Raw genomic sequence first — 5,698 nt, 5'->3', positions numbered from 1 at the left:
CAATCGGACTTAGAAACGATTCATTTTCAATAAGAAGTAAGATATCGTAGAAGCAGGGAGAGGGATAAGAGAATGTTTTTAGATGAAAGAAGCGCCAATTTACTAAAACTATTACAGCCATGGGAATGTTTCAGAAGAGCAACCAGTTTTTGAACGGTGTTTGGAAATAGGGATAACTGTTCTAGAGGAAGGATATTCTGCTGGGGAATCAAGCGGATGACTAAACTTTCGAGATGTGCAGTTGGTAATGTGGAAAGGCGAAGTCCTACCACTTTTTTTGATAAATTGACGGTAATTGAACCACTCTGAGGTCTTCTTTTCTCACCTATATCCATAGCGGCAAGGAACTTTAAATGGGAGATCAGTCGTTCCGTTTCAAAGAATGACAATGTTTCCTGAGGAACGAGTTTGTTGTCAATCCTGAATTGAATGAGAGGGCCCTCTCTGCGTGGTAAAACGTGAATATCCGATGCCGATAATTGAATGGCACGGGAAAGGATTTTTTCTGCTTTCTTTTCAATCGATATCAAATCTTTCATCACCTCCTAAGTATCTTGTAGTAGTGTTTCGACATTGCACGACAAATTCCTCCTTATAAAATAAAAAAATCCCCGAAAAAAGATTCGAGAATAAACGTATATGCTCATTTTCAAATCTTGCTTTTATGAAACCAAATTTCTTAACGCATCTTCATTATGTCCAACCACAAGCTTTTCTCCATCAATGAGGATGGGTCTTCTTAATAATTTAGGTTCTTTTGTTAATAATTGGATGACATCAGAAAGTAGCATTTCGTCAATATTAACATGTAAGCATTTATAGGCTTCACTCCTTGTTGCTAAGACCTCATCAAGTCCTTCCGTTGTCAATTCAAGGATTCTTTTTAACTCTCCTTCTGTTGGAGTTTCTTTGAATAAATGACGTTCATCAAAGGATACTTGATTGGTTTTTAACCATTTTTTTGTTTTTCGGCAAGATGTACAGCTTGGGTATGAAAAGAAAGTTAACCGTTTTAACCGTCCCATTCTTAACACTCTCCGTTCACATTTTGTTTTTTAAAGATTCTATAAAATAATTGTATAACATTTGTTTAAGTTTTGTATATTCATTTGCACTATATCTCTGTTTGAAATGTGAACTTTTTCTTAACTTAAGGGAGATTGCTGTTTCTGTTATTCCATTTTTTTCTGCCTGTATTATAATGGAATATAGTTAAACTATTGGAACAGCAGGAGGGTATAATGGAACAAACGTTAAGAATTACAAACGTGCTAGCAGATCCCACGCGATATTATATATATCAATATATCGTTAACAACCATCAAGATGTATCTGTACAGCAAATTGCCGATTCTTTTAAAATTCATCCAAATGTAGCACGACTACATTTAACTAAACTTGAAGATGTGGACATGCTTACCTCGGATGCACGTAAGACAGGGAAAGGCGGACGCCCTAGCAGGCTTTATCGATTATCCGATAAAGTCATTCAACTTCATTTTCCATACAGGGACTATCAGCTTCTTTCAAGAATTGCTATTAAGACGATGATGACATTAGGAGAACAAGGAAAAAAGGCTCTTTATGAAACAGGGAAGGTATTTGGCGAGGAATTAATCAATCAGCAGCTATCCCTAAGCTCAACGTCGAGTGACGATCTGACTTTTGATGAAAAAGTCAGCATGCTTAAAAATGCAGCTACCATTGCTGGGTTCTCACCTGAAATACAGGCAAGCGAAGAAGAAAACAACATTCTCTTTCGAATCTTCAATTGTCCTTTTAAAGAAGTTACCAATGTCGAGTCTAGTACAATCTGTGCAATGCACAACTCATTCTTAAAAGGTATGTTTGAAGCATTGTTTGACAATGTCAAGATTGTGGAATTAGGAAATATGATGGAAAATTGTGTAACATGTTCTTATCAGGCGTCGGTTCTCGCATAGAAACAAAAGGCATCCTTTACATTACCTTACAATTTCATTTATAATTATTTTGAATGCACACGACTAGACAAAAGGAGGGATTCGGATGGAACGCATGTTCAGAGTATGTGGTTTTTGGACAGGAATTATGGCAATATTCTTTTATCTTGGCCATATGCATCAAACTTCTTTACTTTTCTTCGCACAAACCGGCTTTTTTGTACTCTTAAGTTATTTGAAATTATCTGAGCGCATGTATATTTATGTTTTTGGCGCCTATCTTACCGTTTTCTTTGCAGGATTTTCCTACTGGAGCGTATTTATGATGACGCCAGGTACTGCACATTAAGGAACAGAGCAATATACATAACCCATGAATCTTGATTCATGGGTTTCTACATGTCTTTATTCAGGAAATAGTCTCACTTTCTCGGCTAAATTCTTCGATTGTAGCAACACCCTAAAATACTCACTATGGCCACCAGGAACAATTAACCCCCGTATTGCTCGGTTCCGCTTTGCTGTTTTTGAGAAAGGATCCGTCTCTTGGTGATCTTTCAGTTCCTCAAGAATCCCTGTTTTGAGTAAAAATTCATTTTGCTGAAATAGTCCTTCCATAGAAAAATTCACATTTTTTCCGCTTTCGATTAATGTGTCAAAATGAATATGTGATGTCAGATCCATCTCACCCGGATACTCAAGTACTTTTTTCATCATTTTATGCTGATAATACCCTCTTAAGCTTCCCTGAAGATGGGCTGGTTCCTTCCACTCCTGTTCCGTATAGCCATAATCGATTGTAAGAAGAACACCTGATTGAATATGCGAAACGATTTTCTCATATTCTTGTATCATTTTAAGTGGTACTTCATAGCGCTGTTTTTCATTTAACATGATATTCTGTTTTGATAGGTAGTTAAGAATATCTTGATTTTTCAAAGGTTCCTTTATTTCTACTAATTGTCCTTCCTCTACAGTGATAAATACCTCTACTAGAGCTCCCTTATTCATTTCAATGACATGTACAGGCAACGCATCAAAAAGTTCATTAGAGAAGACAATTCCATTTACATTCGGCAAATTTTCTAAACTATCCATAAAAGCAACCTGGTTAAACACCCCTACACGCTCTTGCTGAACCTTTCTGTGGTAAGGGCTACTGTCTACTAGGATATAGGTGAGTGAGCTCCACAGCACCTGCTCTGTTTCTTTTATAAAGGCCAGGATATCATAGGCAAGCTTCCCATCTCCTGCACCGATTTCGATTATTCTCGGAGGCAATCCGCATTCTTTTATCAAATAGATAAACCACCTGGCTAGTGCCCTCCCAAATGCATCCCCAACATTACCAGATGTATAAAAATCCCCATTTGTACCGATTTTCTTCTTTTCACGCACATAATAACCTATATTTGGTGTATATAAGACGGCTTCCATATAATCATGATAGGAAATTCTATATTGCGGACTGTTTACAATCATTTCTTTCAGGAGATTTTTCATTTTAACACCTCTTCTTTGATCCCCTTCCACAATAAGCTCATGCACAAAATAGTTTTTGATTATATTACTTCTTTGTTCAATAAACGTGTAATTTGATCTGCTCCAAAAAAAAGCAAACTCAGAACATATCTTTTGATACTATAGCTATAAAAGCCTTCCCCGTATCTATTAGTGCGATTTCGTCAAAATCAAATCGAGGATGGTGATGAGGAAAATGGGTGTTGTCATTCTCATTTCTTGCACCGATTTTAAAATATGTACCTGGTTTCTCTAGTAAGAAATAAGAAAAGTCCTCTGCTCCCATGGAAGGGGAAAATTCAACTACAGCTTCTTCAGAAAAGGTATTCACAAAAATGTTTCGAACCTTCTCCGTTTCCTCCCTATGGTTGTATAAAGCAGGATAACCATTCAGATAGTCAATTTTATAGGCTGCATGATTTGCCTCGGTAATCCCTTTCACTATCGAGCGAATTTCTTCTTCGATTTGGAATCTTACTTCTTGATTGAATGTACGTACGGTCCCTTCGAGTTTGGCCGTATTCGCAATGATATTAAAGGCCGAGCCAGCATGAAAAACTCCTATAGTTACAACTGCAGATTGTAGAGGGCTTATTCTTCTGCTCACGATTTTTTGCAATGCTTGGACAATCTCACTTCCAATCACGATCGAATCAATGGCTTCCTGAGGTCTAGCCCCGTGACCGCCCTTTCCTTCAATGGTGATTTCAAATGCGTCCACTGCAGCCATTTTGTAGCCGCTACCCACCGCTATTTTCCCTACAGGTATATCTGTGGCTAAATGCGCTCCATAAACGGCATCCACGCCCTCTAAGGCCCCATCTCCCAGCATATCCTTCGCACCGCCTGGTGGCTTTTCTTCTGCATGCTGGAAAACAAAAATAACACGCCCCTTTAATTTTTCACGGAACTTGCTTAATGTTCGGGCTGTTCCTAATAGAGCCGCAGTATGACCATCATGACCGCACGCATGCATAACTCCTGATTTTAAAGACTTATAGGGTGTCTCTTTTTCATCCTGAATGGGCAATGCGTCAAAATCCGCTCGCAATGCAATGGTTTTACCAGGATTCCCTCCGGATAATATGCCTATCACACCATTACCACCAACATTTTTCCTAACTTCTAATCCAAAACTAATTAGTTTCTCTGCAATAAATTGCGAGGTTTCCGTTTCTTGAAAAGATAATTCAGGATACTGATGCAAATGCCTTCGCCAATTTACAATGTCAGTAAAACCACTTTCTAAATCTAACAAGGCCTTCTCCAATATACCTTTGTTCTCACTCTCCATGATCCCAACCTCCTTTCATGTTCTTAAAACCTAGAAAAGCAGCACGATTTATTTTAATATTCAGTATAATTGCGAAAGTAATATTTTTCAATAAATTTACATTTTTAAATTTAACAATAAAAAAAGGTGCCAAACCTGGCACCTGCAAAAGTTTTTTATCTCAAAAAGGGGTTTGTATTCTTTTCATCTAAGATCGTCGTAACTGGCCCATGACCAGGAAAAACAATAGTATCATCAGAAAGCGTTAGCAGTTTTGTATCAATGCTTTTTAAAAGCACTGATTCGCTTCCGCCTATTAAATCGGTTCTGCCAACACTTCCCTGGAACAATACATCCCCGGAAAAGAGCAACCGCTCTTCCTTCGCATAATAAGACACGCTGCCCGGTGAGTGCCCAGGGGTTTCGAATACTTCAAAAGTGAACCCACCAATAGTAAGTTCCTGCTCATTTACGAGAATATGGTCGGCCGGCTTCATCCGCATTGGGTTTTCCGGGAACCACTTCTGTGAACCATTTAATGCAGGATCAAGCAGCCACTTTGCTTCCTTTTCATGAATATACGCAGGTATCTCATAATAGTCGCGGATTGCATCAAGTGCTCCAATATGGTCAAAATGAGCATGTGTTAATAAAATCGCTAGCGGCTTTAACTTTTTAGTCTGTATGTACTGAATAATTTTCTGCGGCTCCTCACCCGGATCGAAAATAATGCAGTTCTGTCCATCGGAAACTACATAGCAATTCGTTTGCAGCGGGCCTAAAGGAATTTGAGTCCATTTCATTTTATCAACTCCAGTATGATTTTCTACCCTTATCTTACACCAATTTAAGCTACTATTGTTAATCCAGTTTACTCACGCCATAGAAGTGTCACCTTTTAAACCTCGACAAACAATTGAAAAAATATTAAAATATTAACAAATGCAATCTTTTCTACATATTTTTGGTAGCTACTTTATTC

The 5,698-nt window shown here is 38.0% G+C and carries 7 protein-coding genes; 2 read left to right on the top strand and 5 right to left on the bottom strand.

Going from position 1 to position 5,698, the window contains the following annotated elements:
- Positions 1 to 26: 26 nt before the first annotated feature.
- Together AC1DUW_RS19915 and AC1DUW_RS19910 are read right to left on the bottom strand one after the other, a co-directional pair.
- Positions 27 to 539 (bottom strand): ATPase, T2SS/T4P/T4SS family, encoded by a 513-nt coding sequence (locus AC1DUW_RS19915; protein WP_477643269.1) that lies wholly within the window; start codon positions 537 to 539, stop codon positions 27 to 29.
- A 123-nt stretch (positions 540 to 662) separates the two neighbouring features.
- Positions 663 to 1,025 carry a Spx/MgsR family RNA polymerase-binding regulatory protein gene (locus tag AC1DUW_RS19910; RefSeq protein WP_053346948.1) on the bottom strand — a complete coding sequence of 121 codons (363 nt, stop codon included), beginning with the start codon at positions 1,023 to 1,025 and terminating at the stop codon, positions 663 to 665.
- Positions 1,026 to 1,241: 216 nt separating this feature from the next.
- Between AC1DUW_RS19910 and AC1DUW_RS19905 the strand changes: the two genes are divergently transcribed.
- Both AC1DUW_RS19905 and AC1DUW_RS19900 read left to right on the top strand, forming a co-directional pair.
- Entirely contained in the window at positions 1,242 to 1,943 is a 702-nt protein-coding gene (locus tag AC1DUW_RS19905) for a helix-turn-helix transcriptional regulator (protein ID WP_053346949.1), read from the top strand.
- Positions 1,944 to 2,028: 85 nt separating this feature from the next.
- Complete coding sequence (locus AC1DUW_RS19900) at positions 2,029 to 2,271, top strand: DUF2626 domain-containing protein (RefSeq protein ID WP_053346950.1); 243 nt, start codon at positions 2,029 to 2,031, stop codon at positions 2,269 to 2,271.
- A gap of 56 nt (positions 2,272 to 2,327) precedes the next feature.
- Here the strand turns inward: AC1DUW_RS19900 and AC1DUW_RS19895 are convergent, their stop codons facing one another.
- The 3 genes from AC1DUW_RS19895 to AC1DUW_RS19885 form a co-directional block, all read right to left on the bottom strand.
- Positions 2,328 to 3,425, bottom strand: a complete 1,098-nt coding sequence (locus AC1DUW_RS19895; protein ID WP_053346951.1) for a class I SAM-dependent methyltransferase — start codon at positions 3,423 to 3,425, stop codon at positions 2,328 to 2,330.
- Between the two features lie 118 nt (positions 3,426 to 3,543).
- Positions 3,544 to 4,716 carry an amidohydrolase gene (locus AC1DUW_RS19890; RefSeq protein WP_053348132.1) on the bottom strand — a complete coding sequence of 391 codons (1,173 nt, stop codon included), beginning with the start codon at positions 4,714 to 4,716 and terminating at the stop codon, positions 3,544 to 3,546.
- Between the two features lie 176 nt (positions 4,717 to 4,892).
- The gene (locus AC1DUW_RS19885) at positions 4,893 to 5,519 is read right to left on the bottom strand and encodes an MBL fold metallo-hydrolase (protein WP_053346952.1); all 627 of its coding nucleotides are present in this window, start codon (positions 5,517 to 5,519) and stop codon (positions 4,893 to 4,895) included.
- Positions 5,520 to 5,698 lie beyond the last annotated feature (179 nt).

Source organism: Peribacillus sp. P4_C12 (assembly GCF_056402095.1).
Note: the sequence above shows the minus strand (reverse complement) of the source record. Positions and strands in the feature narration are given on the sequence as shown.